We start from the raw sequence: 24,620 nt of genomic DNA, 5'->3' as shown, positions 1-24,620 counted from the left end.
TCGCGATGAGGTCAACGCGGAATCAGAGGCTGATCGCTGCCGCTTCGAAACGCACTCGCGGATGCGCAATCCGGTCCTGCGCCCGCACCAGTTCCAGTTCATAGCTGGCACAGGCCTGAGTCTCCAGCAGCACTTCATGCACCGCCGCCGCTGTGAATTCGAAGGCGGCAACCAGACTGTCGCCCAACAACACACGCGCCAGGAACAACCCGGAAGTCAGGTCGCCCACACCCACCGGCTGGCGCGGAAACGCCAACAATGGACGGCGCAGGTGCCAACTGCCTTCGTTTGTCACCAGCAACATCTCGAAGCCATCCGCCGGTTTGCCGGGATAGTCCAGATGCTTGACCAGTATCGCCTTCGGCCCACGCGCCAACAGCGCTCGCGCCATGGCCAGGCAATCGAACAACGATTGCGGTTTGCGCCCCGAAAAGCTGTCCAACTCCAACTGGTTCGGGCACATGAAGTCAGCCACCGAGGCCGCCTCTTCCAGTAGAAAATCGCTCACTTCCGCCGGTACGCTGCAGCCTTTCTCGGGATGCCCCATCACGGGATCGCACAAATACAGCGCTTTTGGATTCATCGACTTGATGCGCGCCACGCCGGTCAGGATCGCCCGCCCCTGAGCCGCACTGCCGAGGTAGCCGGACAGCACGGCATCGCAATTACCCAATTCGCCAATCGCGGCAATGCCTTCTACCAGATCGGGAATCTGGTGCGGTGCCAACACTTCGCCGGCCCACTGACCGTACTGGGTGTGGTTGGAGAACTGCACGGTGTTGAGCGGCCAGACATTCACCCCGACCCGCTGCATCGGGAAAACCGCGGCGCTGTTGCCAGCGTGGCCGAACACCACGTGGGACTGAATGGCGAGCAGATGGGGCGTACGTTTCATGCGGTGAGTTTTCCGTAAAACGATTGAAATTCGAGCCGCGCAGTATGCGACGAAACACAGCCTGTACGACAGACCGGCGACGCAGTTAAGCTGGCACTCTCAAGTTGGAGCAACCTGTTGATGCTGACCCTCGGAAATATCTTCGTGCTTATGTTGCTCGCCACCGGTGGCGCGTGGCTGTGGCACAACCACGGCCTGCGCGAGCGTGCGCTGGAGCGGGTCAAACAGCATTGTGCCAAGCTCGGCATCGAGTTGCTGGACGGCAACGTGGCCTTGAAAAAGATTGCGTTCATCAAAGACGCCAATGGCCGTCGGCGCCTGGCCCGGGTGTATAACTTCGAATTTACCGTGACCGGCGAAACCCGTCACAACGGCACCATCACTCAATTCGGCGCCCATAGCGCGCAGATCGAATTGGCGCCCTATCCGATGCCGTTCGATGACACGCCTGTCGTAGTCGATGTAGCGAAGCCGCGCGCAGAGGTCATCGAGTTGAGCCAATGGCGGCAGGAACACACCAAGTGGCGTCCTTGAATCAAAGGCCTTAACGCGCCCGGCAGTCATTCAGGTTTTTTTGCAGCACTTCCACATCTTGCTGCTCACTGAAAATCAGCTCGATCCGCGAATCACCGCGCCATTCGCTGGGCTGCCATTGCAGCGCCGAATTATCCAAGGCGTTCGCCGATACCCACCCGTCGATGCTGTGGATAACCAGCTTCGCCCGCCGCCAGGCAGAACGCTCAAGCCACTGGCCAATGAGTGCCTTATCAAACGTCTGGCTAGGGTGCCAACGCCAACCAATACTCCACCCCCCAGCCTGTTCCTGACTCAAACAAATCGGTAGCGCAGGATCAGTCCAGATAGCCGGCATCTGCGCCAATCCCTTGGGTAAAACGAAGTTATCCACACCCTCTACAGCCTGGGCCTTGAGACCGGGCAATTGGCTCAACGGCAATTGCGCCTGCTGCGTCCAGTACAGAGGAAGGGCAGGTAACTGCGCTGTAATTCGCTGGCGATCATTGTTGTCGAGACCTTCCGCCTTGTTCAGCAACAGCAAACCGGCGCTGTTTAACGCCTCCTGTTGCGCCGCAGGCAGCGGTTTACCGGCGGCGAGCGATTGGGCATCCAGCACCAGTACGCAACGCTGTACCGACAGTACACCGGTCCACGGAGCCTCACTCAACTGCTCAAGCAACCGGGCCGGATGTCCCAGGCCAGAGGGTTCTATGAACAACCGATCCGGCTTCGCCTTGCGCAACAACCGCCCGAGTCCGATCTGAAACGGTGCACCATTGACGCAGCACAAACAGCCGCCGGCCACTTCACCCAGTGCGATACCATCGGCATCCGAGGTCAGTAGCGCAGCATCCAGGCCAATCTGGCCGAACTCGTTGATCAACACCGCCCAACGCTCATTGAGCGGCCGCTGCATCAGCAGGTGCTTGATCAGGCTGGTTTTGCCGGCACCCAAAGGGCCTGCAATGACATGAGTGGGAATGTTCTGCAACATGGTCGACGTTTTCTGAAGAGGAGGTAAATGATGCGTTTGATGGGATTGTCGTTACTGCTGGCGCTCAGTTCAGGTGAAGCATTGGCTCAAGCCTGCGTAGTACATAGCACAGCTGAGAGACTCGACGTAAAAGTGTGCCAGCAAAACCGCACCATCCCGGAAAAACTCTTCGCCGACGGTTTCTGCCAGCCCAACCTTCCGGGCCAGAAGGTCGACGTGCAGTACGTAGACCAATGCCCCAGTGGCAGTTTCGGCGTATGCAGCAACGCCCAAGTCGCCAATATGCCTTACCGTCAGGATATTCACTATTACGGCGTGGCCACCGATGCGGCGTATCTGAAGCCTTTTTGCGAAACACAGAGCCAGGGAAACTGGCTCAAGCCGTGAGGCATCAGCTCAGCCAGTCAAGGGTCAGGATCAAACGACGCTCGCCCAATGCGGGTTGCGGCGAGCGGTGAATCAGGCCGAAACCTTCGTTGCCGTGCCACTTCTCGCCCTTAAACAGCGCCACATGCCCGCTGGCGATTTGCTCGATCAGCGAATCCTGTACAGGCTCAGCCTGAGGTTGGCTCAATTGGCGACGATCCATAACACCCTCTCGCAGCCACTGACTGCCGATGCCGGAATACGTAATGATTAACCGCACCGGCACATGATCGACGTGGAAACGCGGGCACATGGCCTTGTCCAGTGCCCGTAAACGCAGGCCGATGCGCTTGGCGCCCAACAAACAGGCAAACGCGCTGACCAGCCAGGACACGTCGGCGACGAACGCTCCATACCCTTCCAGATCGCTGAAGCCTGAAGCTAATCCTCGCAGATCGGGTTCAGTCTCATCGTCGAGTAATTCCAGAACCCGTGATTCGGCCAGCGGCTGATTCTGCGACAGCAGCAAGTGGCCGAAATCGGCGATATGTACCGGTAATTGACGCTGCCAAGTGGCTAGATTGACCCCGTCATCAAGAATTCGGGTTAGCGTTTTCGGCGTTTCACCCTGGACTTGTTGAACGACAGAACGCCGCTTCAGAGTCGGCGCCAGCATCAGGCAGCCGCCTCGTCATGCCATGGACCAAACGGATCGTGCAGCGCTCGCCAACCCTCGGCTCCCAAAGCCATCTCCGCGTCGGTCAGCAGGCAATCGTCTAGTTCAGCGGTGAGTTGTGCGAAGTCGATGTTTTGGCCGATGAACACCAGTTCCTGGCGGCAATCGCCGGTGGCGGCGCTCCAGTTTTCCATGATTCCAGCGGTGCTTTCTTCATCTTGCGGCCACTGGGTTTTCGGCACAAACCGCCACCAGCGCCCGGCGAAACCGTGACGCATCAAGCCGCCGGCCTGAGACCAACTGCCGGCGTCCAAAGGTTTGCTGGCCAGCCAGAAAAAACCCTTGGAGCGCAGCAGCTTTCCATTCGTCCATGGACGGTCGATGAAGCTGAAAAAACGCTGCGGGTGAAAGGGGCGACGGGCTCGATAAGCGGTCGAAGCGATCCCGTATTCCTCGGTTTCCGGCACGTGCTCGCCACGTAACTCCTGCAACCAGCCTGGCGCCTGAGCCGCTTTTTCGAAATCGAAGCGACCGGTGTTGAGGATGCTCTGCAGTGGAACTTCACCCATGACCATCGGGATGATCTGCGCCTGTGCATTGAGGCGCTGAAGAATCACGATCAGCTCCTGGCGCTCACGACTGCTGATCAAATCGATTTTGCTGATCAGGATGACGTCAGCGAACTCGACCTGCTCGATCAACAGGTCGGTGATCGAGCGCTCGTCCTCCTCACCCAGGGTTTCTCCACGGGTGGCGAGGCTTTCGGCGGCTTGATAGTCGAGCAAGAAATTCATGCCATCGACCACGGTGACCATGGTGTCGAGCCGCGCGATGTCGGCCAGGCTTTGCCCTTGTTCATCACGAAAGGTGAACGTTTCGGCCACGGGCAGCGGTTCGGAAATGCCGGTGGATTCGATCAGCAGATAGTCAAATCGCCCGTCCTTGGCGAGCTTGCTGACCTCTTCGAGCAAGTCTTCGCGCAAGGTGCAGCAAATGCAGCCGTTGCTCATTTCAATGAGCTTCTCTTGCGCACGATTTAGGCTGACATCACGCTGGACTTCGCTGCCATCGATATTGATTTCACTCATATCGTTGACGATGACGGCGACTCGCAGGTTGTCGCGATTACGCAGCACGTAGTTGAGCAGCGTACTTTTTCCGGCACCGAGAAAGCCCGACAGGACGGTCACGGGAAGTCGATTGGGCATCAGGGTTTCCTCACAGGGATGCCCGGTCGCAGTGTCGGGCTTAATTTAATGTTATAGTATAACAATGCAATCAAGCCACCCTCCTATTGCTCGTGACGACAAAGCGTCCGATGCTGAACCCCATTCAATCCCCGAGAAATCCTATGCGTATCGCCCTGAGATTGGCGCTGATGTGCGTTTCGCTGATGGCTGCTACACAAGTCCTGGCGCAGATTCCGAGCCTGGCTAAATGCACACGCAGCGCCAATCTGCTCGCCTGCGTGGATGCCGATGGCAATGCGTACAGCGTCAACACCGTCGGTAGCACGATCTATCTGCGCGGCTTCGAAATGGCGGGCAACCGCTACTGGGCGCAGACCAACAGTCGCTATGGGCAGCTGACGTTCTTCACCGGTATCGCTTCCGACGGCGAAGCCTGGGTTGGCTACAACCGTCGGGTTGGCTGGACAACGATCAACCGCTTTTCCAGTTCTGGAGGCAGTAGCGCCACATTCACCTGTAGCAGGATGACCGGTTGCTAGGCCTGAAGTGACCAAGCGTCGTGAAAAAGGCGTAGTCGAATTTTATGTAATAACATAACATAACATATAAAATCGATTCCCCTCGACGGACCTGCTCATGAATGCGCTGACCTTGCCCGATATCGCCGCGCAAGCTTCTCGCCAAGCCCTGCCACTCGACTGGGTAGGCATGTGCGGCATTGCTCTTCCTGTTGTATTCGATGGCCAACGCATAAGCGCGAAAGTGGACGCGGGCGTGAGCCTCGATGATGGCGCAGCTCGCGGGATTCATATGTCGCGGTTGTATCTGGCACTGGAGATGCTCGAGCAGCAAGACCTGAGCCCCGCACTGTTGCGACGAGTCTTGCAGTGCTTTCTCGACACTCACCAAGGACTGTCTACTTGCGCGTACTTAAGAATTCATGGCGATCTACTGCTAAAAAGGCCGGCGTTGATCAGCCCATTGGCCGGCTGGAAAACGTATCCAGTGAGCATCGAAGCGCGGCTGAAAAACGCGATGTTCCACGTGGAACTAAAAATCGACGTTGCTTATTCCTCCACCTGCCCCTGTTCAGCCGCACTTTCCCGGCAGTTGATTCAGCAACAATTCGTCGATGATTTCGCCAACAAGTCGCTGCAACACGCCGAAGTATTGGCATGGCTCGGTTCCACAAAAGGCATCGTTGCGACGCCCCATAGCCAACGCAGCAACGCGGAGTTACGCCTGCGTCTCGACGATTATCTGGATGACCTGCCGCTGATCGCTCTCATCAATGACGCCGAAGCAGCCCTCGGCACTGCCGTCCAAACCGCGGTAAAGCGCGCCGATGAACAAGCCTTCGCCTTGGCCAATGGTCAGAACCTGATGTTCTGTGAGGACGCTGCACGACGTTTGAACCTTGCCCTGAAACGCTCCCCGGGCATTCACGCATTTCACATTCGCGTGGTCCATGCCGAAAGCCTTCATGCCCACGATGCCGTCGCCGAAAGCCGATGGAACTGGGAGGCGGCATGATTCGCTGTCAGGCATTGCGTTGGGGCGCACCCGGACAACCGCTCACACCTGCGCTGGATGTCTATTTGCCGAAGGGAAGCCTGACCGCCGTCATCGGCGCCAACGGCTCGGGTAAAAGCAGCTTGCTGAAAGTCATCGCCGGACTGCAAAGACCTCTGGCAGGCAACGTCATCCTCAATGTTCCACGTAAGGGCGCCCTCTCCTTCCTCCCCCAGCAACAACACTTGGACCGGCAATTTCCCATCAGCCTCCAGGAGTTGGTGGCTACCGGTTTTTGGGGCATCAAGCTATCGCCTGAATTACGCCGCCAACGCCTCAATACCGTGCTGGAGGATTGGTGCCTGAGCGGTCTGGAACAACGCCCGTTAATGGCATTGTCGGGCGGGGAACTGCAACGTGCCCTGCTCGCCCGACTAAGCCTTGCACAAACGCCACTGGTGTTGCTGGATGAGCCGCACGCAGCACTCGATGAACTCGGTCAGTCGCTGCTCTGGAAACACATCCACGAATGGCACGCCCAAGGTCGAACCCTGGTTGTGGTGTGCCATGACCTGGCCGCCGTTCGCCAACACATTCCACAGACACTGCTGATCAAAAACACTGGCTGCGTGCTTGGATCGAGCACCGAGTTGATCCGCCAACAACCTCAAACGCAGGTGGCCTGATGCTCGCCACCGCTCAACTTTGGCAACCGTTCCACGAGTTTGTGTTCATGCGCCGGGCCCTGCTCGGCGGGCTCTTGCTGGCGGGCAGCACGGCACCGCTGGGGGTGTTTCTGATCTTGCGACGCATGAGCCTGATCGGCGATGCAGTCGCCCACGGCATCTTGCCCGGTGCCGCACTCGGCTTCTGGTTCGCCGGGTTGAGCCTGCCGGCACTGACTATCGGCGGTTTAGGTGCTGGGTTGTCCATGGCCGGGCTGGCAGCATGGATCACCCGTCGCACAGGCCTGCGAGAAGACGCCAGCCTTGCCGCGATCTATCCGATCTCGTTGGCCAGTGGCGTGCTGATTCTTGGAATCGCCGGCAAACGCCTGGACCTGTTGCACCTGCTATTTGGCTCCGCGCTGGCCGTCGATGGTCCGACGCTGACCGGCATGTTGTGGGTCTCGGGCTTCAGCCTGTTCGCCATGGCCCTCATCTACAAACCACTGTTGCTGGACACCCTCGATCCGCTCTTTCTGCAAACCGTCAGCCGACTCGGACCGCTGGCCCATGGCGTGTTCCTGATGCTCGTGGTGTTGAATCTGGTGATCGGTTTCCAGGCCATCGGCGCGCTGATGGTGGTCGGTTTGATGATGTTGCCTGCCGCCGCGTCGCGCTTCTGGAGCCGTCGCTTGCCGGTCTTGATGGGTATCGCCGCGTTGCTGGGTTGTCTCTCGGTATGGCTTGGATTGCTGCTGTCGTTCTACTACTCGCTACCCAGCGGCCCGGCCATCGTATTGGTCGCGGGTGGTCTCTATCTGCTGTCCGTGGTGTTCGGACCGGTGCATGGCCTGCTGCGCCGCCCTCCTGTACTCACATCCCAATGAGGTGTTTTCCGATGCGCGCTCTACTCGTGCTGTTCAGTTTGATGCTATCGATGTCACTGTCTGCTGCGGAAAAACTTCAGGTAGTCACCAGCTTCAGCATCCTCGCCGACATGACCCATCAGGTCGGCGGCGACCATATCCAGATCACCAACATGGTCGGCCCCGACGCCGATGCCCACACTTACGAGCCGACGCCGGACGATGCCAAAGCGTTGCTCAGTGCCAAGCTGATCATCAAAAACGGGTTGGGTTTCGAACCCTGGCTGGACCGCCTGGTCACCAGCACCGAGACCAAGGCGCCGATCATTAGCGCAAGTCACGGCGTCATCCCGCGCGCCCTGGATGAAGACGGCGAAACCGTTCCCGACCCTCACGCCTGGCACAACCTGGCGAACACCGAGCTGTACATCGCCAACATCACCAAGGCGCTGATCGCTGCGGATCCGGCGAACAAGGCTGACTACCAACGTAACAGCCAGGCGTACCTGAAACAGATCTACGCGCTGCTTGCCGAAGCCAAGGCCAAGCTCGGTTCACTGCCGCCGGGCAATCGCAAAATCGTGACCTCCCATGACGCCTTCGGGTATCTCGGTCAGGCCTACGGAATCGACTTCATGGCACCTCAGGGCCTGTCCACCGAACGCGAACCTTCAGCTGCCGAAGTAGCCGCGCTGATCACTCAGATTCGTCAGGCCAAGGTCAAAGCGGTGTTCATGGAAAATATCAAGGACGCCCGCCTGCTGAAGCAGATTGCCGATGAAAGCGGCGCGCACATCGGCGGCACGTTGTACTCCGATGCCCTCGCCGCCACCGGGCCGGCCAGCACCTTTGCCGGGCTGTTCGAGTACAACCTCAATACTCTGTACGAGGCGTTGAGCAAGCCATGATCCGCAAGAACCCTTCAGGTGATTTACCGCTGATTGCGCAGTCCGCCTATGTGGACAAGACCGCAATCATCTGCGGCAAAGTGGTGATCGGCGAGAACGTTTTCGTCGGCCCTTACGCGGTGATTCGCGCCGACGAAGTAGACACCGCTGGCGAAATGGAACCGATCACCATCGGCGCCAACTCGAACATTCAGGATGGCGTGGTGATTCACTCCAAGTCCGGCGCGGCAGTCACTATCGGCGAGTTCAGTTCGATCGCCCACCGCTCCATTGTCCACGGCCCCTGCACGGTCGGTGATCGAGTGTTCGTCGGTTTCAACAGTGTGCTGTTCAACTGCGTGGTCGGCGATGGCTGCGTGGTGCGGCATAACTCGGTGGTCGACGGACGCGATTTGCCCGAAGGGTTCTACGTGCCCTCCACTACCCGTATCGGACCGAACACGGACCTGTCGCAATTCCCGCCGGTCAGCGTCAGTGCCTCGGAGTTTTCCGAGGACGTGGCCCGGACCAATGTCGATCTGGTGCGCGGTTACAAAGTGCTGCAAAACGAGTTCTGACGATGAGCAGCGCGCTGATTCGCACTATCCACCTTGTTGGAATTAATGGCAGACGAAGTCCTGCCGATAACCACCCCTCATAGCGAAGACCCGTCAGCGCAGTTCTCTACGGTTAATGCGTTAGCGCGAATAATAGAAGCACTCGAGAGCATCACCCATGATTCAAATCCGCCTGCCTGATGGTTCACTGCGTGAATACAACCAACCGCTGTCCGTGTCCGAACTCGCTGCCAGTATCAGCCCCGGGTTGGCGAAAGCGGCGGTGGCCGGTCGGGTGGAGGGTGTGTTGGTGGATTGTGAATACATGATCAGGAGCGATGCGCGGGTCAGCATCGTCACACCTCAGGAACCCGATGGCCTGGAAATCCTTCGGCGGTCCTGCGCGTTGATCCTGGCAATGGCGGTCAAGCAGCTTCATCCCAATGTGCAGCTGCAGTCTGGATCGGCGTTGGGGGACGGATTCTTTTACGGTTTTACCCTCGAGCAATCGTTAACCCGCGACGACCTGCCACTGATCGAAGCTCGCATGCAGATACTCGCGGCGACCAACCACTCGATCCGTCGACGAACAATGAAGTCGACAGAGCAACTGTCGTTATACCGCCTGGGGGACTTCGAACAGTTGACGACTGGCCCGCACGTTCCAGCCACGAAGGTGTTGCAGGCTTTCTCCCTCGACTCCATTAGCGGAACGTCTGAGCAACGAATCTACGGCACGTGTTGGTCTTGCCAACAGGAACTGGACAACTGGCGAGCCCCTCCGCTTGTCATCATTGTCAGCATGGCTGAACGCCAAGCGAGTTATGCCCAGTCGGTGACCGAGACATTGCGTCGTAGCGGTGTGCATGCTCATGCGGATCTGCGGCATGAAAAGGTCCGCCACAAGATTCGCGAACACAGTCAAAGAGTGCCGTACCTGATGGTCGTGGGCGAGAAAGAACAGGAAGGGGAATTCGTCAGTGTGCGCAGCGGTGCCGGTGAGGACCTGGGCAGGATGGATGTTGAGGCTGCGTGTCAGTGGCTGAATCGGGTCCGCCCCCACACGATCATGTAGGGAGCGGCTGTACTGGCAAAGGTGTCAGGCTCGAGGCTTGACCGTTCCGCAGTCCTGCCCCAGCCACACGGCGCGACTTTCGAGACTGCCCTTTTGCTGGATACCGGTGGCATTGAAGGTACCGTTGACCTTGGTCGTGAACTCACGGTCGCTGAGGAACGTGGCAACACCGGCACCTTGCGCTTTGGGGCAGCTGAAACGGAATTTCCACTGGTTACCGCTGCGGTCGGTGATTTCCTGCTTGCAGCCCGATTGCGGGTCGGTCAGTGGAATGTTGTCGGTCTTCACTTGCTCCGGGGTCAGGCAAGCCCGAATCCCTTTGCCGCCCATGGTGATGCCCTGCTTCTCGAGTTGAGCACGTTGCTCCGGCGTCATCTGGCTCTGCAACTGACCGAGGATCAGCTGCAAGTCCGGCAGGTTCTGGTCATCGACCTTCATGTTGCTTGTGGTCATTTCCCACAACCCGGGTTGCAGCATCTGCGCCTGAGCAACCACAGGAAGTGACACACCAATGGCCATGGCCAAACCCAGCAGACGAACGTTCATCGACAAACTCCTGATCAGTAGTGGCCGTTAGACGCCAGCCTTCGGCTTCGGTTCATGGGCCAATTAAATAGCGACATTCTGCACGGAACATGGTCTGTTAAGCACTGTATCTTCAGGAGCAGGGCTGCCCCCCATGGATTACTTCGGACCGCACATTTTCGGCTACACCATTGCACTGCTTCACTCGCTGGGCACGATTGCGGCGATACACGCCGTACTCACCGTCCGGACCGCTCAGGGTTCAATCGCCTGGGCCCTGTCGTTGGTATTCATGCCCTACCTCACGCTTATTCCGTACCTGGTTTTCGGTAGCAGCACGTTCGATGGTTACATCAAGGCCCGGCGACAGGCCAACGAAGAAATGCGCAAAGCCATCTCCGAGCTCAACTGGCGCCCTTGGGTCGAAGAGGCGCTGACCGCTCGCGCCTCCAACGCCTACGCGTCGCTGCGGGCGATGCCAAAGCTGGGCCGAATGCCTTGCCTGGCGAACAACGAAGTCCATTTACTGATCAATGGCCAAGCCACGTTTGATTCAATTTTCGAGGCCATCAGCAAGGCAAAAGAAGCTGTATTGATTCAGTTCTTTATCATCCACGATGATCGTCTCGGCCAACGCCTGCACCAACTTCTTTTGAAGAAAGCCGCCGAAGGCGTCGCGATTTACCTGCTGTATGACCGTATTGGCAGCCACTCCCTGCCCCACAGCTATGTGCAGGCGTTGCGCGACGGCGGCGTCGAGGTCAAGGCGTTCGCCACCCGCAGTGGCTGGCTCAATCGCTTCCAGGTCAACTTCCGCAACCACCGCAAGATCGTGGTGGTCGATGGGGTGCTGGGGTTCGTGGGCGGGCATAACGTTGGCGACGAATACATGGGCGAGAAACCTCCGCTGGCGCCATGGCGAGACACTCATGTTCGAGTGCGCGGACCGGTGGTGGCCTGTATGCAGGAGTCTTTTGCCGAAGACTGGTTCTGGGCAGCACGATCGCTACCGCCACTGATTTTGCCGGATGTGTATCCGGATGACGGTGTTCTGTGCCAATTGCTTGCGAGCGGCCCGGCAGATTCCTACGAAACCTGTTCGTTGTTCTTCGTCGAAGCTATTCATGCCGCAACTGAGCGCGTGTGGATCACCAGCCCCTATTTCATCCCCGACGAAGCTGTGTTCGCGGCACTCAGGCTTGCGGCGCTGCGAGGCGTCGATGTGCGACTGCTGCTGCCCTCGCGTCCAGACCACCGAATCGTCTACGCAGCCTCCAGCCTTTACGCCTTCGAGGCCGTACGCGCCGGTGTACGCGTGTTCCGCTATGAGCCTGGTTTCCTGCATCAGAAAGTGGTGTTGATCGACAGTGAAATCAGCGCCATCGGCAGTGCCAACCTGGACAACCGCTCGTTCCGGCTCAATTTCGAAGTGATGTTGCTGACGGTCGACAGCGCCTTTGCCGCCGAAGTGGAACAGATGCTCAACGACGACTTTTCCCAGGCCCACGAAATCGCCAAAGAAGAAAGCCGGGAGACCCATCGCCTGCAACAAATTGGCATGCGGGTCGCCCGGCTTATCTCACCGATTCTCTAAGGGTTGTAGATGTCGTCGCGCGTCCATGGCAATTCGTGGCTGCCATCGGGGTGGGCTTTAACCGCGAGGATCTGGTGCAGGTTGATCCAGCCCCGGGCAAACGCATAAGCGCATCCTGCCAGGTACAGCCGCCAGATCCGCAAGGCTTGCTCCGGCACTTGCCTGGACGCCGCCTCAAGGTTGTCTTCGAGGCGCTCGCTCCAGTGGTCGAGGGTACGCGCGTAATGCAGGCGCAGGCTTTCGACATCGACGATCTCCAGCCCCGCGTCACTGATCTCGGCAGAGATCATCGACAGGTGCGGCAACTCGCCGTTGGGGAATACATATTTTCCAATGAAGTCGCCAGCACCGCGCCCCACAGGACGACCGTCGTTGTGTTTGGCGGTGATCCCATGGTTCATCACCAGGCCGCCCTCTTTCACCGCGCCGAACAAGGTTTTGCAGTATTCAGCCAGGTTGGCGTGGCCCACGTGTTCGAACATGCCGACACTGACCACTTTGTCGAAGCGACCGTCTTGAGGCAGGTCGCGATAGTCGAGCAGTTGCAGCTCGACCAAATCCTCCAGACCTTCCTCTTTAACGCGTTCACGGGCCAGGGCCAGTTGTTTTTCGCTGAGCGTAATGCCAAATACCTTCGCACCGAACTCCCTCGCCGCATACCGGGCCAGTCCGCCCCAACCGCAACCGACGTCCAACAAATACTCGCCCGGCTGCAACCGCAGCTTGCGGCACAGGTGCCTGAACTTGGCCTGTTGGGCCTGCTCCAGGGTTTCACTGCCGGTCTCGAAATACGCACAGGAATACGCCATGTCGCTGTCGAGCCACAGCTGATAAAACTCGTTGGAGAGGTCGTAATGGTAGGAGATGGCCTTGGCGTCGGTTTCCTTGTCGTGGACGGTACGAACCGGTTGATTGCTATCGTCCTCGTTTAACAACGCCTGACTCCATTCATCGCAGACGCGGATGACGTCGCTGATGGAGCCTTCCAGCTCAAGCTTGCCCTCGACAAATGCCGCACCGAGCGCATCCAGGCTTGGGTGGGTGAACTGGGTAACCATTTGTGGGTCCTTGACCACAATCGTGACGCTGGGCGTCGGCCCCAGATTGAATTCATGGCCGTCCCAGAGTCGCAGGCGTAGCGGTAGCTGCAGATTCTGTAAGGCCGGTGGAAGTTGCGCGAGCATGGAAAGTCCCCCTTGTTTCAGACGTCTGATGTGAGGGTAGACCATCTTAGAAAATTAGCTGGCTATCGAAATAATAGCCAATTTCTATGATTTGTGACGCTGCAACCAACCGTCGTGAACCCACTGCTTGAGCCAGGTCACAGCTTGAAATGGCGCACCCTCTCCACAGATGACTGTCAATTCGGAGCACAGTTCAGCAAAACTCCATTCACGCTCAAACAGGCCTTTTAGCGCATTGGCCTCTCCAGGCTCCAGGCTTCGATACTGGCAAACGAGATCATTTCGACAAATCACCACCGTGTGGGAACTGTCGAGTGGCGTGCTGCCAGGAAACTGCGCTTGATCCTTTACCGATCGCCAGATCGCCACACTGTTGAAGGCACACTCAAGCCATTGCAGCGAGGGACTGGGGCTGACTTGCAGCGTCGGCCAGTCTTGGGGTGCCAGTTGCGCCATGTCCTGCATCGTCAGGGGCGTTCCGGGAGGCGCGTCGAATGCCAGCGTAAAGGCCCACTCAAGTGCTGCAAGCTCTGCCAGCGGCGCACTCTGTTCAGGCACCAGATGCTGACGAATAAACATTTCGAAGCCTTTGCCGAGCCAACGAAGGTTGTAATGATCCGAAGGATTCTGGCGGATGTAAGCCGCGGTGAGTTGTTCGAATTCATCGTCACCCAGCCAATCGTGGATGGCGGGAAAGTCTGCGCGCAGCACTTCCTGTAGCCGGGCCTGATAAGCATTGTGATAAATCGCCAACCCTGTGCTGACATCCAGCGTCGGGCCACCCTTAAGGCTGGAGCCAAACGCGACATCAGCCGCTACCGGCGCTCCCAACAGGTAGCGTTCAAAGGCCAGTTGCCAATCGATCAGGCGCATTTCTGCCTCCGGTTCAGCACGCTCGCACCCAACTCCCGGGCTTTTTGCAATTCATTGAGCAGTTCTTCAAACGGCGGGAAATGGTCATCGCGCTCCAGCAGCGTGGCAACCGGGCCGAGGTAATCGAGTGTGCGTTGATAAAACGCCCAGACCGGATCGCTGACGGGATGGTCATGGGTGTCGATGACGTAATCGCCGTAGTCGCTGTGGCCCGCCAGATGCAGTTGGCGAACCTTGTTTGCCGGCAAACCTTGAATGAAGGTCCAGGGGTCGAAACCATGATTGCGTGAGCTGACATAGACATTGTTGACGTCCAGCAACAATTCGCAATCGCTCAACCGGCTCAACGCTTCGAGAAACGCCCACTCGCTGAAATCATCGTCAGCGCTGCGCACATAACTGGAGACATTTTCCAGCACCAGTGGCCGCTGCAAAACGTCTTGTACCTGGCGCACCCGATCAGCGACGTAATAAAGGCTTTCTTCGGTGTAAGGCAGCGGTAACAAATCATGAAGCTGATGGGCGTTGCCACGGCTCCAGCACAAGTGATCGGAAACCCACGCCGGTTTGACCCGATCGGCCAACACCTTGAGTTGTTGCAGATAGCCCTGATCGAGGGCATGCGGCCCGCCGATGGACAACGATACGCCATGCATCACCAGCGGATAACGCTCGGCGATGGCGTCAAGGTAATAGAGGGCTTTGCCGCCCTGCACCATGAAATTTTCGGAGACGACTTCGAACCAGTCCACGGCCGGCGACTGATCAAGAATGTCCTGGTAGTAAGCACTGCGCAAACCCAGGCCATAGCCCAGACAAGGAAGGGATGCAGACATTGGCGGGCTCCTCGCAAAATGGCCGCAGTGGCTGGGGGAAGCCACTGCGGCGCCAAACGGTAGTCGGTTACTCGCCGACCTTGCCACCTTCCTTCATGCACTGAGCCTGAGTCATGGCCTTGAAGCCGTGACCTTTGCAAACAGCCTGACCCTTACAGGCGTTTTCCGCGGTTTTGCAATCGTTCATGCCTTTGCACGAGGTCACGCCGTAGCAGTGAACCTGAGCAGCGTCGGCAGCCTGAGCCGTCGTCGCAACACCGGCAAACAGAGTCGCAGCAGCGAAAGCGAGAGCGGCACCGGTGGAAGCAGTTTTGAAGTTCATTTTTGTATCCTCAGTCATCGTCAGGGTTGTCGGCTGGAATGTTGTTCAGTCCCGACACAGCACTAGAGAGCGCCCCCCCAATGGCGTTACAGAGGCATCCAAAAAAGTTTTCGATTCACTCAACTGTCTTCTTTGAGCTTGAGTAACGGCTCCTGGAACCGCAGCAAACGTCCGGCGTTGCCCAACACCAGCAACGTGCTCAAGTTATGCAGCAACGCCGCGATCATTGCCCCTGCCGCGCCAAGCCAGCCAAACGCCGCGAATGCGACAATCGCCAGTGTCCAGCCCAAACCGATGATCACATTGACCTGCAAGGTTTGGCGGCATTGGCGGCTCAAACGCACACAGGTGCCGAGCCGACGCAGGTCGCTGCCGATCAGCACGATGTCTGCCGAGGCCAACGCAATGTCGGCCCCGCCCGCGCCCATGGCCACACCCACGACACCCGCCTTGAGCGCCAGGGAGTCGTTGATCCCGTCCCCGACCACCATCGGCCGGAAGCCGCTGCCAATTTCCTTGAGCACTCGATTCAATTTGTCCTCAGGCAACGCCTGGGCCTCGACATCGCTGATGCCGACATCGCGGGCCAACGTGTGGGCAACGCTCTGCCGATCCCCGGTGAGCAGCAGTTGTCGACCCAAGCCCAATTCACGCAACTCACTCAAGGCAAATCGCGCCTCGGGTTTGACGCTGTCGGCCAACAACAGCCAGGCGAGAAATTCACCATCCAGCGCCAGTCCGGCAATCGGTCCGTCGTGTTCAGGAACCGCCGACGTCACAATACCCAACTGCGCGAACAACTCGGGCCGACCGAGTGCGGCCTCGCCCTGTTCGGTCATTGCCACCACCCCCAACCCCTGACGCTCGTGGATATCAGACAGCAGCAGAAAGTGCTCCTGCGTGACCAGCCCGGCGAGCGCACGACTGACCGGATGACTGCTGGCCGAACCGAGGCTGGCGGCCAGTTTGAGCACATGGCTGCGGTCTTCCAGCGGACTGTCGATCGACTGCAAGCGCAAGGTACCGAACGTCAGCGTGCCGGTTTTGTCGACCACCAGCGACGTCAGGTCCGCCAGTTCCTCAAGAAAAGCCGAACTGCGAATCAGAATGCCGTGGCGCGCAGCCACCGCCACGCCGGCAATTGCCGTCGCCGGCGCCGACAGCACCAGCGCACAAGGGCACGCGGCGACCAACACCGCAAGCATCGCCTGAGCATCATTGGTCACGAACCAGGTGACCGCGGCCAGCAACAACACCAGCACCATGTAGCTGCCGGCATAACGCTCCAACAAGCGAGTAATTGGCGGCTTGGAGCGCTCGGCGCTTTGCATCAGCGCGATGACTTTGCCCAAGGTCGATTCGTCGCCGGTGCGGGTCACTTCAATGCGCAGCAGACCATCGAGATTGATCGCCCCGCCAAACACCTGCATACCAACTCCGGCTTCCATCGGCACTGACTCACCGGTAATCGAAGCCGTATCGAGACTCGCCTGACCGGACAACACGCGACCATCCGCCGGCACGCGATCGCCGGCACGCACCTCGACCAGGTCCCCGGGTTTGAGTGTGCGATTGTCGACTTCGAGGATCGAGCCATCGGCCTGAACCTTGCGCGCATGACTGCGGGTCAGCTTGCCAAGAGCATGAATCGCTTCCTGAGAACCGATCACGCTGCGCTCTTCCAGCACATGGCCGAAGATCATGATGATCGGCAACAACGCCGCCGTCAGCAGATCTCCCGTGGCCCAAGCGCCGAGCATGGCAAGCGCGATCAACTGGTCAGTGATTCCGTGCAAGCTCGGGTAGCGCAGGCTGTACCACGCCGAACGCATCACCGGCACAGCCACCAGAAGCGAGGCAAAACCGAGCAGTAACTGACTGACACCGGTCTGCTCCGGCGACAGCCAGCGCCAGACCAGGCCGAGCCCGAGCAGGCCCAGTGCGAGCATGGCCAGCGTCAGTTGGCGGGCAGCGCTGCGTTGTTCGGCCGAGGACAACATGCTCGGTGCTGCGGCGGTTGGCGCGGTCATTGGGCAGCTCCCTGAATGATCAGGCGGGAATCGTCTTTGGGATCAACCGTGGTCACGGAACCGGCCTGACCAAGAATTTTCGGCATCCGCTCACGGTAAATGCGCAGCAGCATTTGCGGATCGGTGCCCTGTTGCTGCGCCTTGGCCAGGCTCAATACGGTGGCGGTGTCGGCAGACGCTTTCGCCAGCCGTTCGCTGGCTTGGGCATGGGCCACTTGCAGCGTTCGATCTGCTTGTTCGTTGGCGGCCTGAGTCGCCTTCTCGGCTTCGGTGCGGGCGTTCGCCACCGCTTTGTCGGCCTGCTGGCTCGCGGTCAATACCGCGTTGAAAGCGTTCACCGCAGGACCGGGCAAGCTCGACTGCACGTCGACACGCGCGACTTCGATACCCAGCCCCTGCCCCGTCGCCGCCAGTTCGGTCAGACGTTGATTGATGCTCTGCACCAGATCGCCGCGCAGACGTTCACGGCGTTCGGCGGCCTGATTGTCCGCGCCGATCAGTTCAGGACGCGCCACCAGAATAGTGTCCAGGTCTCGCGCCGCAGTCAGGGCAACGGCACTTCGGGTCACCAACCGATCCAGCGCTGGCAATACATGTTCACCTTGCAGCACGAAGGCATAGGGCTCGGTGACTTTGTAGAAGACTCGCACATCGAGTTGCACCACACCGGCGTCACCCGTCAGTAAATAGCCGGAACCGGCGAGTGCATCACTGATGGGTGTGGCAAACGTCGCCGCGCGATCAGCCTGCAAGGCGACGTCGCTGCGCAACAGATTTCCCACTCGACGTTCGATCACCCGATCTGCGGCCGGTAATAAAACCACCTGCTCAAACGGTCGCGGCCATGCCAATAGCAACCCGGCGTTCTGGATGCGATCCAGTGCACCGAAATGCAAAACCACTGCGCGATTCTGTGGATCAATCTGCCTTACGTTCGAGAACGCCCACGCTAATGCCGCGAGAACGGTCACGGCGTACAGCGCCAGAAAAGCCAAGCGCCCGGCCTGAATCCAGGGACTGCTTAATGCCTGTGTTCCACGTGGAACTAATTTCATGGCTGCGATCCGGACTTGTTTTCGAGAGCGGGCGGTCCATCCACCAACACCCGAAATGGCGCCGCATCTGTGCGCAATATCAGTTTTGTACCCGGCGAAACAATGGTGCCCAAGGTGTCGAGTGAGCGCAGCAAGTTGTACAACTGCGGCGAGCCGGCATAAGCACGGCCGTAAATCTGCGCCGCCTCGACACGCGATTGAGCTTCGATGTCAGCCGCTTTGACCGTCGCATCGGCTTGCACGATTCGCGCATCACGCTCAGCGGCGGAACGAATTTGCGCCGCTTCACGTTTGCCGATGGCCGTTCGTTCCGTCGCAATGGTTTCACGCTCGGCGCGCATGCGATCGACCGTGGCGGTCAAAGTGACGGAGGGCAAGGTCAGGCGTTCGATGCCGACTTGCAGCACGCGCACGCCATAAGTGGTGAGCAATTGCTGATCGATCTGCTGACGCAGCTGCGCCTCAAAGTCGGCAATGTGAACTTGATTGGCATCGGTGTTGACCAGGTTTGCCAAGTCAAAACTGCTGGCGGTGGTTTCCAGTGCCGAGCCGACAAACGTGCGAATCTGTCGCGCCGCTTCATCCGGCTGGTTCTGCACCGCACGCATAAAGCGTTGCACGTTGTCCGGGTCGCCCTGCACCTGCCACGCCACATACGCCTGAACGATAATGCGCAAACCGTCGCGGGTACCGACATCCTGCAAACCACTGGAGGTTGTGCGCAGCCGCAAGTCGACGGGTATGGCTGCCTCAAAAGGTGCCGGCCAACGCCAGCCAAGCCCCGGCTCCAGTAGAACCCGCGATGGATTACCAAAGCGCGTGATCACTGTCGCCTCCCCCGAGCGCACTTGAACAAGACTCGCGGCGGCAATGGCAAATGCCACGAGCAACGCCGCCCAACCCATGCGCCGCCATGGAAAAGGGCCGGCTTCTTGCGGATCGCCATGGTGGTGATGATGGTGACCGTGATGATGCCCGTGTCCGCCATGGCTGTGATCGTGGCCGGCGTGGTCATCGTGATCGTGTGTATGCGACTGGCTCAATGGGCAGCTCCTGGTTGGGCGCTGGTACGCGGCGACGCAGGATCGGCCGGCAGCGTGAAAGTACGGAGGTCGATGGTCGGCGCATTACTGCTGCCACCCAGACGATGATCAAGAATCAGCAGCTTGGCGTTGGCCAGGCCTTGGGTCAGTTGGCCAAGGTATTGCTCCAGCACAAAGGCCTGGCCAGCACTGGCATAGGCTTTCTGTTCAGCGCTGAACTTGAGGTCCGTCGCCTGCGCTGTGGCATTGATTTCATGGGCGCTGGCGGTCGCTTGATCGCGGGCAATGCTGGCTTGCAGTTGCGCCTGATTGGTCGCCTCCGCCGCAGCACCGCGCTCTCGTGAGATCAATGCTTGAGCACCAATCTGCGCTGCCTGCACGCCGTGATAAGCGTTGGCGGCGCCGGCCGGTGGGTGAATCGCTTCCACCACGGTCGCGAGAATTTCCACACCGCTATCGAGCGTGTTCAAGTCCGCCTGCACCGCGCGACCGATCTCATCAGCCAGACCTACCCTGTCCTCGCCGAGCAAACCATCAAGGGTTCGCGAGGCGAAGTCGTGCACCAGAATCCGGCTGGCGGTGCTGCGAATCAGCGTCGGCACGTCAGCACTGTTGTAGGTGGCCGCCAACGCCGCTTGATCGGTCAGGCCGATGCGATAGACGAAGCGCACGTCCATGTTGACGATCTGGAAGCTCTGCTTGTCGGCGCGGCTGCTGGCGATGACTTGGGATTTGTCATTCACATGGCTGGCATCCCACAGCCGATTGGCAATCGCCGGCGCGGGGCCTTCGGCTGGTTCAAGTACGACGGGGGCAGAGGCTTCGCCAACGCTGGTGGCCAACTCGTGAACCACGCCGTTCTCGACATTCAGCACACGACCCAACGGCCACGGTAAACCGGCGTGCAAACCAGGGCCAAACACCGCCACCGGTTTGCCAAATCGCTCGTAGATACCCCGCCCCTGCAACGGTATTTCGTGAATGCCAGTGAGCGACCAGCCGACAATCGCAACCACTGCCAGCACCGGAAAAAACGCCCGGCGCATATAGGTGAACGCCCAGATTTGTCGCAGGTCGATACCGAAGCGGTTGTGCAATTCGTGCTGCAAGGCGAGGAGCGGCTGCGGTGGCCAGCGCAGCATGTCGGCGACAAAACTGCGGGCCAGCAATGCAGGCTCTAGTTGTTCACGCTGTGGGCTGAACAGCGACAACACCGCACGCAGCAGCAACTCGACCGCGACCAGGCCTGGCAACAAACCGATCAGCACCGCCAAACGCACCGGCCAGATCGACTCTTCGCTGGCAAACAACAGACACAACGCACCAAGCACCAGGCAAATAATCGCGACCCGAGTCAATTGCGCCAGTGCACCTGCTTCCGGCCATTGGGCGACGTTTTCCTGGGCCAGTTGTCGTTCAACCACCAGCAGACCGAACGCCAGCAGCAAGGCCAGCGCCGCGCCGACGCTGGCGGACAAACCCAGAGCGGCGGGCGGTAACGCGAGGTTCCAGAACTGACTCACACTGAACGCCGCCAACAGCGCCCAGGCGCCGAGCCAGAGTGTCGGTGCGCCGATCTGACCGAGCATTCGCACCGAGCGCTGACTGAGTCGCTCCAGCAGTCGTTCATACCAACCTTCAGGTGCAACGGTGTCGTCAGCGACAATGACCACCGGCAGCGTCGGGTTCATGGCTTCTGCGCGCCACCGGGTTATCCACCCCGCTGATTGCAAACCCGCCACCAGCACCAGCAACGCGGCACTCTGGTTCACCAGCAAGGGCGCCCACAGCGACAGCGGCGCGAACAATCCGACAAATAATGCCAACACCAGCCCGGCCGCCGAAAGAGCACCAAGGCCGATGGCGAATTGTCGTAATCGCCGCCCCTGAAAAACCGCCTGCTGAAAGCGCGGCAGCCCTGCTACCTGCGCCCCATCGACTTCGAGATCGACTTGCATACCACCCCAGTGTTTATTCAATGCGGACATCACATTTCGTTACGATATAACGAAAACCATGAAATTTTCGTCGTAAATCGCAACATCTAAAGGCGCTGAACCTGTCGCCAAGCTGAAGCCTTGACCGAAACAGCCGGAAACGCACATATTACGTTCGTAATTTTTATCAAAGACTACCTTCAATCAGCCCGATCCCTTCACTTCAGGAGTACATCCATGAGCAGCTACGACGTCGTGATTCTGGGCGGTGGCCCCGGCGGTTATAACGCAGCGATCCGAGCCGGCCAGCTGGGTTTGAAAGCAGCGTGCGTCGAAGGTCGCGCCACCCTGGGCGGCACCTGCCTGAACGTCGGCTGCATGCCGTCCAAGGCGTTGTTGCACGCCTCCGAACTCTACGAGGCGGCCATGGGTTCGGAATTCGCCAACCTGGGCATCGAGGTCAAACCCACGCTCAACCTCGCTCAGATGATGAAACAAAAAGATGAAAGCGTGACCGGGCTGACCAAAGGCATCGAGTTTCTGTTTCGCAAAAACAAAGTCGACTGGATCAAGGGCTGGGGCCACATCGACGGGCCGGGCAAAGTCACGGTGACCGATAATGCGGGCAGCAAGACCGAGCTGAGTGCCAAAGACATCATCATCGCCACCGGCTCCGAGCCCACTCCCCTTCCAGGCGTCGACATCGACAACAAACGTATCCTTGACTCCACCGGCGCGCTGTCGCTGACCGAAGTGCCAAAACATCTGGTGGTGATCGGTGCCGGCGTCATCGGCCTGGAGCTGGGTTCTGTTTGGCGACGCCTGGGCGCTCAGGTCACGGTCGTCGAATTTCTCGACCGCATCTGTCCCGGTGTCGATGTTGAGGCCGGCAAAACCCTGCAGCGCTCGTTAAGTAAGCAAGGCATCAGCTTCAAGTTAAGTTCAAAAGTCACCAGCGCCGCGTCCTCGACTACCGGCGTTCAACTCAGCATTGAACCGGCGGCGGGTGGCACGCCTGAGTTGCTGGAGGCTGATTACGTGCTGGTGTCTATCGGTCGCCGGCCTTATACCCAGGGCCTTGGGCTGGAAAATGTCGGCCTCGCCACCGACAAACGCGGCATGCTCGCCAACCAGGGCCACCGTACCGAAGCGGCTGGCGTGTGGGTGATTGGCGACGTGACGTCTGGGCCGATGCTCGCCCACAAGGCCGAAGACGAAGCCATGGCCTGCATCGAACAGATCGTCGGCAAGGCAGGTGAGGTGAATTACGACCTGATTCCCAGCGTGATCTACACCAAACCGGAGCTGGCCAGCGTCGGCATGACCGAGGAGCAACTCAAGGCCGAAGGTCGCGCGTACAAGGTCGGTAAATTCCCGTTTACCGCCAACAGCCGGGCCAAGATCAACCACGAGACCGAAGGCTTCGCCAAAGTGCTGGCCGATGAGCGTACCGACGAAATCCTCGGCGTCCACCTGGTGGGGCCCAGCGTCAGTGAAATGATTGGCGAGTATTGCGTGGCGATGGAATTCAGCGCCTCGGCTGAAGACATTGCGTTGACCTGCCATCCGCATCCGACCCGGTCCGAGGCGTTGCGCCAGGCGGCGATGAATGTGGAGGGGATGGCGACGCAGATGTAGGCCTTAAAATTCTTGTTGTCGGGTCTGCCGCTATCGCGAGCAAGCTCGCTCCCACAGGTTCTTGGGTGGGCACGCGATTTGTACTACACCGCAAATCATTGTGGGAGCTTGCTCGCGATAGCGGCGACTCGGTCTAAAGCGGCAAATGCCCCAACGGCAACGCCCCCGGCGTCTTCACCGTGTGAATCGCGAAGTTGCTGCGGATATCGCTCACACCCGGCAACTTCAACAGCCGCTCCGTGAGAAAACGGTCGTACCCGCGCAAATCCGGCACCACCACTTGCAGCAGAAAATCTGATTCTCCCGACACCAGAAACGCCGAAATCACTTCCGGTAACGCCGTTACGGCCACACGGAAAGCTTCAGCCTGTTCGTCGTTGTGGCGCTCCACCTTGACCCCGACAAACACGGTCAACCCAAGCCCCACCTCGTCGCGATCCAGATTGGCCTGATAACCCCGAATCACACCCGCCTCTTCCAGCATCCGCACCCGCCGCAAGCAAGGTGAGGCGGACAAGCCGATTTCTTCTGCCAATTGCACATTGCTCAGTCGACCGTCCCGTTGCAGGGCCGCGAGGATTTTGCGGTCGTAGGCATCCAGTTTCATGATTTGGCAGATCCTGATGGTTGGTACATCGTAAAGCAGCAGGTTATGCCAAATTCATTGGCTTTAGAAGCTGACTACGCAACCACCTGCCCTGCCCTTGCGGCCTAGACTGGCCCTACCAAATCGACATCGAAGGGGTGCAATGTGGAAGGACTCTGGCTGTTTTTCATAGCGCTGGCCGTGGTGTATTTGTTACCCGGGCCAGACATGATCCTGCTGCTGCAAACCGGCGCCCGTCAGGGGAAAGGGGCTGCGTTGGCCACCGCAGTAGGCCTGGGCATCGCTCGGGGTTGTCATGTGGCATTGGCCGCGTTGGGGCTGGCGGCGTTGTTCAAAGCCGCGCCGTGGACCTTCGATGTGGTGCGACTGGCCGGGGCCGCGTACCTGCTGTGGATTGGTATTCAGTGCCTGCGGACCACGATGCTGCCGAGCCTGAATGGCGAAGACGCCACGCCACAGAAAACACGCTGGTCGAATGCCATCCAGCGCGGCTTGCTCACCAATCTGCTCAATCCCAAGGCGCTGCTGTTCTGCTCGGTGCTGCTGCCACAGTTCATCAATCCACACGCCGGATCAGTCCTCACGCAATTCGCGATCCTGGGCATGGTGCTGGTCTGTGTCGGCTTTCTCTTCGACAGCGCTTATGCGCTGGTCGGCGCGGCGCTGGGCCGTTGGCTGCAACGCAGTCCTTCGGCCCAGCGGCTCCAGCAATGGCTGTTTGGCAGCCTGTTGATCGGCTTCGCGGTGCGGCTGACCTTTGTGCAACAGGCTTGAGCC

26 protein-coding genes are annotated in these 24,620 nt (G+C 59.1%); 12 read left to right on the top strand and 14 right to left on the bottom strand.

The genetic code is table 11. The features are described from left to right. Nucleotides 1–22: 22 nt before the first annotated feature. Complete coding sequence (gene pdxY, locus BMS17_RS12170) at nt 23–895, bottom strand: pyridoxal kinase PdxY (RefSeq protein WP_046030811.1); 873 nt, start codon at nt 893–895, stop codon at nt 23–25. Between the two features lie 120 nt (nt 896–1,015). Between pdxY and BMS17_RS12165 the strand changes: the two genes are divergently transcribed. Next, nucleotides 1,016–1,429, top strand: coding sequence for a DUF3301 domain-containing protein (locus BMS17_RS12165; protein WP_046030812.1), 414 nt, complete (start codon nt 1,016–1,018; stop codon nt 1,427–1,429). Nucleotides 1,430–1,439: 10 nt separating this feature from the next. Here BMS17_RS12165 and BMS17_RS12160 read toward each other — a convergent pair whose 3' ends face one another. Further along, nucleotides 1,440–2,405, bottom strand: coding sequence for a GTP-binding protein (locus BMS17_RS12160; protein WP_077430995.1), 966 nt, complete (start codon nt 2,403–2,405; stop codon nt 1,440–1,442). Nucleotides 2,406–2,435: 30 nt separating this feature from the next. Between BMS17_RS12160 and BMS17_RS12155 the strand changes: the two genes are divergently transcribed. Beyond that, entirely contained in the window at nt 2,436–2,792 is a 357-nt protein-coding gene (locus BMS17_RS12155; protein WP_046030815.1) for a hypothetical protein, read from the top strand. 4 nt (nt 2,793–2,796) lie between these two features. Here BMS17_RS12155 and BMS17_RS12150 read toward each other — a convergent pair whose 3' ends face one another. Beyond that, nucleotides 2,797–3,447, bottom strand: a complete 651-nt coding sequence (locus tag BMS17_RS12150) for a DUF1826 domain-containing protein (protein WP_077430994.1) — start codon at nt 3,445–3,447, stop codon at nt 2,797–2,799. Next, entirely contained in the window at nt 3,447–4,655 is a 1,209-nt protein-coding gene (gene zigA / locus BMS17_RS12145; protein WP_046030818.1) for a zinc metallochaperone GTPase ZigA, read from the bottom strand. The genes BMS17_RS12150 and zigA overlap by 1 nt, the downstream gene beginning before the upstream one ends. Nucleotides 4,656–4,798: 143 nt before the next feature. Between zigA and BMS17_RS12140 the strand changes: the two genes are divergently transcribed. The 7 genes from BMS17_RS12140 to BMS17_RS12110 all read left to right on the top strand — a co-directional run bounded on the left by BMS17_RS12140 (nt 4,799) and on the right by BMS17_RS12110 (nt 10,199). After that, the gene (locus tag BMS17_RS12140) at nt 4,799–5,176 is read left to right on the top strand and encodes a glutamine synthetase (protein ID WP_077430993.1); all 378 of its coding nucleotides are present in this window, start codon (nt 4,799–4,801) and stop codon (nt 5,174–5,176) included. 97 nt (nt 5,177–5,273) lie between these two features. Beyond that, nucleotides 5,274–6,170, top strand: a complete 897-nt coding sequence (folE2, locus tag BMS17_RS12135) for a GTP cyclohydrolase FolE2 (protein ID WP_046030824.1) — start codon at nt 5,274–5,276, stop codon at nt 6,168–6,170. Next, nucleotides 6,167–6,835, top strand: a complete 669-nt coding sequence (locus tag BMS17_RS12130; RefSeq protein WP_046030825.1) for a metal ABC transporter ATP-binding protein — start codon at nt 6,167–6,169, stop codon at nt 6,833–6,835. Before folE2 ends, BMS17_RS12130 begins: the two co-directional genes overlap by 4 nt. Further along, nucleotides 6,835–7,701 carry a metal ABC transporter permease gene (locus BMS17_RS12125; protein WP_046030826.1) on the top strand — a complete coding sequence of 289 codons (867 nt, stop codon included), beginning with the start codon at nt 6,835–6,837 and terminating at the stop codon, nt 7,699–7,701. Before BMS17_RS12130 ends, BMS17_RS12125 begins: the two co-directional genes overlap by 1 nt. A gap of 11 nt (nt 7,702–7,712) precedes the next feature. Continuing rightward, entirely contained in the window at nt 7,713–8,588 is an 876-nt protein-coding gene (locus tag BMS17_RS12120; protein ID WP_046030828.1) for a metal ABC transporter substrate-binding protein, read from the top strand. Next, nucleotides 8,585–9,145 carry a DapH/DapD/GlmU-related protein gene (locus BMS17_RS12115; protein ID WP_077430992.1) on the top strand — a complete coding sequence of 187 codons (561 nt, stop codon included), beginning with the start codon at nt 8,585–8,587 and terminating at the stop codon, nt 9,143–9,145. Before BMS17_RS12120 ends, BMS17_RS12115 begins: the two co-directional genes overlap by 4 nt. Nucleotides 9,146–9,302: 157 nt before the next feature. Further along, nucleotides 9,303–10,199: a His/Gly/Thr/Pro-type tRNA ligase C-terminal domain-containing protein gene (locus BMS17_RS12110; RefSeq protein WP_046030830.1), complete on the top strand. Its 897-nt coding sequence runs from the start codon at nt 9,303–9,305 to the stop codon at nt 10,197–10,199. Between the two features lie 24 nt (nt 10,200–10,223). On the opposite strand, the gene BMS17_RS12105 is transcribed toward BMS17_RS12110, so the two are convergent. Then, on the bottom strand, nt 10,224–10,745 hold the full coding sequence (locus BMS17_RS12105; protein WP_046030831.1) for a DUF3617 domain-containing protein: 522 nt from the start codon (nt 10,743–10,745) through the stop codon (nt 10,224–10,226). A 133-nt stretch (nt 10,746–10,878) separates the two neighbouring features. Here BMS17_RS12105 and cls point away from each other — a divergent pair, with 133 nt between their 5' ends. Beyond that, entirely contained in the window at nt 10,879–12,318 is a 1,440-nt protein-coding gene (cls, locus tag BMS17_RS12100) for a cardiolipin synthase (protein WP_077430991.1), read from the top strand. Here the strand turns inward: cls and cfaB are convergent. From cfaB to hflK (BMS17_RS12060), 8 genes are all read right to left on the bottom strand, one after another. Further along, entirely contained in the window at nt 12,315–13,502 is a 1,188-nt protein-coding gene (gene cfaB / locus BMS17_RS12095; protein WP_046030833.1) for a C17 cyclopropane fatty acid synthase CfaB, read from the bottom strand. The two genes, cls and cfaB, sit on opposite strands and share 4 nt — an antisense overlap. Nucleotides 13,503–13,586: 84 nt before the next feature. Continuing rightward, on the bottom strand, nt 13,587–14,375 hold the full coding sequence (locus tag BMS17_RS12090) for a DNA-binding domain-containing protein (RefSeq protein WP_046030834.1): 789 nt from the start codon (nt 14,373–14,375) through the stop codon (nt 13,587–13,589). Beyond that, entirely contained in the window at nt 14,366–15,211 is an 846-nt protein-coding gene (locus BMS17_RS12085; protein ID WP_077430990.1) for a DUF692 domain-containing protein, read from the bottom strand. The genes BMS17_RS12090 and BMS17_RS12085 overlap by 10 nt, the downstream gene beginning before the upstream one ends. A gap of 67 nt (nt 15,212–15,278) precedes the next feature. Beyond that, nucleotides 15,279–15,533: a membrane protein gene (locus tag BMS17_RS12080; RefSeq protein ID WP_046030837.1), complete on the bottom strand. Its 255-nt coding sequence runs from the start codon at nt 15,531–15,533 to the stop codon at nt 15,279–15,281. 119 nt (nt 15,534–15,652) lie between these two features. Beyond that, the gene (locus BMS17_RS12075; RefSeq protein ID WP_077430989.1) at nt 15,653–17,563 is read right to left on the bottom strand and encodes a cation-translocating P-type ATPase; all 1,911 of its coding nucleotides are present in this window, start codon (nt 17,561–17,563) and stop codon (nt 15,653–15,655) included. Next, nucleotides 17,560–18,618, bottom strand: a complete 1,059-nt coding sequence (gene hflK, locus BMS17_RS12070) for a protease modulator HflK (RefSeq protein WP_077430988.1) — start codon at nt 18,616–18,618, stop codon at nt 17,560–17,562. The genes BMS17_RS12075 and hflK (BMS17_RS12070) overlap by 4 nt, the downstream gene beginning before the upstream one ends. Next, the gene (gene hflC, locus BMS17_RS12065) at nt 18,615–19,661 is read right to left on the bottom strand and encodes a protease modulator HflC (RefSeq protein WP_046030840.1); all 1,047 of its coding nucleotides are present in this window, start codon (nt 19,659–19,661) and stop codon (nt 18,615–18,617) included. Before hflC ends, hflK (BMS17_RS12070) begins: the two co-directional genes overlap by 4 nt. Beyond that, nucleotides 19,658–21,619 (bottom strand): protease modulator HflK, encoded by a 1,962-nt coding sequence (gene hflK, locus BMS17_RS12060; protein WP_046031110.1) that lies wholly within the window; start codon nt 21,617–21,619, stop codon nt 19,658–19,660. The genes hflC and hflK (BMS17_RS12060) overlap by 4 nt, the downstream gene beginning before the upstream one ends. A 216-nt stretch (nt 21,620–21,835) precedes the next feature. On the opposite strand from hflK (BMS17_RS12060), the gene lpdA reads away from it, so the two are divergent. Then, nucleotides 21,836–23,236 carry a dihydrolipoyl dehydrogenase gene (gene lpdA, locus BMS17_RS12055; RefSeq protein WP_046030841.1) on the top strand — a complete coding sequence of 467 codons (1,401 nt, stop codon included), beginning with the start codon at nt 21,836–21,838 and terminating at the stop codon, nt 23,234–23,236. A gap of 133 nt (nt 23,237–23,369) precedes the next feature. Here the strand turns inward: lpdA and BMS17_RS12050 are convergent, their stop codons facing one another. Beyond that, on the bottom strand, nt 23,370–23,843 hold the full coding sequence (locus BMS17_RS12050; protein WP_046030842.1) for an Lrp/AsnC family transcriptional regulator: 474 nt from the start codon (nt 23,841–23,843) through the stop codon (nt 23,370–23,372). Between the two features lie 144 nt (nt 23,844–23,987). Between BMS17_RS12050 and BMS17_RS12045 the strand changes: the two genes are divergently transcribed. Beyond that, entirely contained in the window at nt 23,988–24,617 is a 630-nt protein-coding gene (locus BMS17_RS12045; protein ID WP_046030844.1) for a LysE family translocator, read from the top strand. Nucleotides 24,618–24,620 lie beyond the last annotated feature (3 nt).

It is taken from the genome of Pseudomonas sp. C9, from assembly GCF_002000165.1.
GTDB lineage: Bacteria > Pseudomonadota > Gammaproteobacteria > Pseudomonadales > Pseudomonadaceae > Aquipseudomonas.
Note: the sequence above shows the minus strand (reverse complement) of the source record. Positions and strands in the feature narration are given on the sequence as shown.

Bases quoted from the DNA above. Each gene is read 5' to 3' on its own strand.
- pdxY (WP_046030811.1), bottom strand. From the start codon at position 895: ATGAAACGTACGCCCCATCTGCTCGCCATTCAGTCCCACGTGGTGTTC.
- BMS17_RS12165 (WP_046030812.1), top strand. From the start codon at position 1,016: ATGCTGACCCTCGGAAATATCTTCGTGCTTATGTTGCTCGCCACCGGT.
- BMS17_RS12160 (WP_077430995.1), bottom strand. From the start codon at position 2,405: ATGTTGCAGAACATTCCCACTCATGTCATTGCAGGCCCTTTGGGTGCC.
- BMS17_RS12155 (WP_046030815.1), top strand. From the start codon at position 2,436: ATGCGTTTGATGGGATTGTCGTTACTGCTGGCGCTCAGTTCAGGTGAA.
- BMS17_RS12150 (WP_077430994.1), bottom strand. From the start codon at position 3,447: ATGCTGGCGCCGACTCTGAAGCGGCGTTCTGTCGTTCAACAAGTCCAG.
- zigA (WP_046030818.1), bottom strand. From the start codon at position 4,655: ATGCCCAATCGACTTCCCGTGACCGTCCTGTCGGGCTTTCTCGGTGCC.
- BMS17_RS12140 (WP_077430993.1), top strand. From the start codon at position 4,799: ATGCGTATCGCCCTGAGATTGGCGCTGATGTGCGTTTCGCTGATGGCT.
- folE2 (WP_046030824.1), top strand. From the start codon at position 5,274: ATGAATGCGCTGACCTTGCCCGATATCGCCGCGCAAGCTTCTCGCCAA.
- BMS17_RS12130 (WP_046030825.1), top strand. From the start codon at position 6,167: ATGATTCGCTGTCAGGCATTGCGTTGGGGCGCACCCGGACAACCGCTC.
- BMS17_RS12125 (WP_046030826.1), top strand. From the start codon at position 6,835: ATGCTCGCCACCGCTCAACTTTGGCAACCGTTCCACGAGTTTGTGTTC.
- BMS17_RS12120 (WP_046030828.1), top strand. From the start codon at position 7,713: ATGCGCGCTCTACTCGTGCTGTTCAGTTTGATGCTATCGATGTCACTG.
- BMS17_RS12115 (WP_077430992.1), top strand. From the start codon at position 8,585: ATGATCCGCAAGAACCCTTCAGGTGATTTACCGCTGATTGCGCAGTCC.
- BMS17_RS12110 (WP_046030830.1), top strand. From the start codon at position 9,303: ATGATTCAAATCCGCCTGCCTGATGGTTCACTGCGTGAATACAACCAA.
- BMS17_RS12105 (WP_046030831.1), bottom strand. From the start codon at position 10,745: ATGAACGTTCGTCTGCTGGGTTTGGCCATGGCCATTGGTGTGTCACTT.
- cls (WP_077430991.1), top strand. From the start codon at position 10,879: ATGGATTACTTCGGACCGCACATTTTCGGCTACACCATTGCACTGCTT.
- cfaB (WP_046030833.1), bottom strand. From the start codon at position 13,502: ATGCTCGCGCAACTTCCACCGGCCTTACAGAATCTGCAGCTACCGCTA.
- BMS17_RS12090 (WP_046030834.1), bottom strand. From the start codon at position 14,375: ATGCGCCTGATCGATTGGCAACTGGCCTTTGAACGCTACCTGTTGGGA.
- BMS17_RS12085 (WP_077430990.1), bottom strand. From the start codon at position 15,211: ATGTCTGCATCCCTTCCTTGTCTGGGCTATGGCCTGGGTTTGCGCAGT.
- BMS17_RS12080 (WP_046030837.1), bottom strand. From the start codon at position 15,533: ATGAACTTCAAAACTGCTTCCACCGGTGCCGCTCTCGCTTTCGCTGCT.
- BMS17_RS12075 (WP_077430989.1), bottom strand. From the start codon at position 17,563: ATGACCGCGCCAACCGCCGCAGCACCGAGCATGTTGTCCTCGGCCGAA.
- hflK (WP_077430988.1), bottom strand. From the start codon at position 18,618: ATGAAATTAGTTCCACGTGGAACACAGGCATTAAGCAGTCCCTGGATT.
- hflK (WP_046031110.1), bottom strand. From the start codon at position 21,619: ATGCAAGTCGATCTCGAAGTCGATGGGGCGCAGGTAGCAGGGCTGCCG.
- lpdA (WP_046030841.1), top strand. From the start codon at position 21,836: ATGAGCAGCTACGACGTCGTGATTCTGGGCGGTGGCCCCGGCGGTTAT.
- BMS17_RS12050 (WP_046030842.1), bottom strand. From the start codon at position 23,843: ATGAAACTGGATGCCTACGACCGCAAAATCCTCGCGGCCCTGCAACGG.